At 29.0% G+C, this 2,497-nt stretch carries 3 protein-coding genes; all 3 read left to right on the forward strand.

Annotated features, from left to right (window positions below; genetic code table 11):
* A partial coding sequence (locus tag AC15TD_RS13250; RefSeq protein ID WP_484452630.1) for a hypothetical protein occupies positions 1 to 258 on the forward strand: 258 nt, incomplete at its 5' end.
* A gap of 642 nt (positions 259 to 900) precedes the next feature.
* Complete coding sequence (locus AC15TD_RS13255; RefSeq protein WP_484452631.1) at positions 901 to 1,314, forward strand: hypothetical protein; 414 nt, start codon at positions 901 to 903, stop codon at positions 1,312 to 1,314.
* Positions 1,315 to 1,657: 343 nt separating this feature from the next.
* Positions 1,658 to 2,497: RHS repeat domain-containing protein (locus AC15TD_RS13260; RefSeq protein WP_484452632.1), on the forward strand; the 840-nt coding region annotated here is incomplete at its 3' end.

Genomic DNA, 2,497 nt, shown 5'->3' on the forward strand with positions numbered 1-2,497 from the left:
ACTTGTATGATTGTTGAAGGAAATATGGCAAAAGTAGGAGGCATTGTTAAAAAAGGAAGATGGGGTGAAATTGACATAACTGGTAGGTCCTTGGTAGTATTCTTAAAAGACAATGGGACTTCCAATAAGGATACATCTGACCAAATAGCCTTTTTACCGATTAACAGACTTTATAATTTATGTGATTTTATAGAAGAAATGCCATTTGATCCTCGTAATTATTACGATTTAACAAAAGGTCAGATTAGTATTAGATAATGATATTATTGTTTTCATAATGAAGGCTAACGTTTATGTATATGGAAAGTTGCAAGTTTGTTTGCGAGAATTTTCCGCAGGAAAATCAGACGTAGTAAACTTGCAATTACCTTTGGTTAAGTCCAAAATTGAGCAATTATTTTTATACATTGTTGTGCTTTCGTTACTTTCTTAATTCAGATTCTATAATTGCAAGTGTTTCTTTTATAACCTTGGATTTTAAGTTGATATATTAGTCTATGGTTTTCAACAATCGTTTTATCTATCAATTTCATTTTTTTGGCTAAAAACTACATTAACTAATAAAATTGCGATTATAAAAATATTTATTTTCATTGTTATTATTGTTCATTTCTTGTAAAGAGTTAAAGAATATTATGACAAATGTTAGATATAGACATATTCTACTATTTTGACGTAAATAGATATGACTATTAGGGTTTTTCATTAAGTTATTCGATAACATTATTCCTTAGATTATTTATAGTATTGGGTTTGAGGTGTGAGGTGGTTGTGTCTGACGCAACTGACTTTTGTCATAGGATACTTTTGATGAATCAATTAATTTTAGGTTTTAGCGTAATCCTATTTAAATAATAAGCCAATGGGAAAACTACTATTACTGCTATACCTTATTGTTTATTGATAGTGATACAAATATATTTATATGGTAACATAAACTGCAATTATGAAAAAACTAAAAATACATTTAAAAAAGGTAGGAGTGTTTTATCGGTATTAATATTACTTCAAAGTTGTTCACTTTACTTAACGCGTTCAAAAACTCTTTATGAGGCATCTCAATCTAACACTAAGGTTAGAGTATGGACAAAAACTAATGAAAACCTTAAGTTTAAAAGAATAGAATTACAAGATGGGCAATATTACGGTGTTAAGAAAATTAAAGGAGATTTAACAAGAGTTTATTTAGATAAAACTAAAATTAATGATGTTAGATTAAGAAATAAAGCTGTATCAACAATATTTACTTCTATTTTGGTTTTGTCTGGTGTTATAGTGGTTTTCGCCTTCGGTGTTTGGATTGGTGATAATTGAGCAAAATAATCATTTTAAATTCAATAGTAAACTTGTTTTGGCTCAAATAAAATTCTAGTATAGGGGCGTATTTTTAGATAACTATGTTACTGAAACTGAAAAGTGCTACTGTTATGCCATAGACAAGTTCTTTGTTGAGGTTGTTTATGATGCTGAGCATAATGTTATTACAGAAGTAAGAAGTTTTAAATATGGGCATAGTCTTGATAAGTATTCTCCTAAACTTTGATTAATCTTTTCTAATTCAGTTAATTGACTTAGACTGATGACAATCATTTACTTTCCGTTTTTTTAATATTATTTTTCTTCTTTAAAAGAAAGTATTAATCAATTAAGGAAAAAAATGAAACAGAGAATTACACTTTTATCTTTGATATTTTTTTTGACCCTATTTTCATTTGGTCAAAAAAAAGAGAATAAAAAAAACAGGTTTGGTGAAAGGTTCAGAATTGAAAATCAAATACAAAATTTGAATGGTCTTGAAAATATATTTAGTAAACGCCCTCTTTTTGATAAAAGAAGAGGAGTTTTTCGAAATTCAAGGACAAATTCCTCTCAATCGATTTCTTCTCCATTAATTCTAAAGTATGGGCTTGACTCTGAAACATTACAATATTGGGACGAAACCTCAAGTCAATTGGTAAATGATGATAAAATTGAATATACATACGACAATAACGGGAACCTTACCACATATTTACATTCCAATTGGAATGAAAGTCTATGGAATATTGGTTGGAAAATTGAATATATTTATGATGCCTACGGGAATCTCTTACAAGAGATCGAATCTTATTGGTGGGAAAGTCAATGGCAAGACAGTTCTAAAATTGAATACACTTATGATACTAATGGAAACCTAACTCAGGTAATAGAATATCATTGGAGTGAAAGTGAAAGTCTTTGGCGAAATGTATTGAAAACCGAATATGTTTTTGATGCTTACGGGTATTTAAATCAGAGACTAGACTATAATTGGGAAGGAAGCCAATGGATTGATGATTTAATTATAAATTTTACCTATGACTCTAACGGAAACCTTATACAAGAGATTGTAATTCGATGGTCAAAATGGACAAATCAATGGAATAATAGTTGGAAAACCGAATATACTTATGACACTAACGGGAACCTAATACAGGGTATAGATTATAGTTGGAATGGAAGTCAATGGATTAATGAT

Source organism: Yeosuana sp., assembly GCF_057126245.1.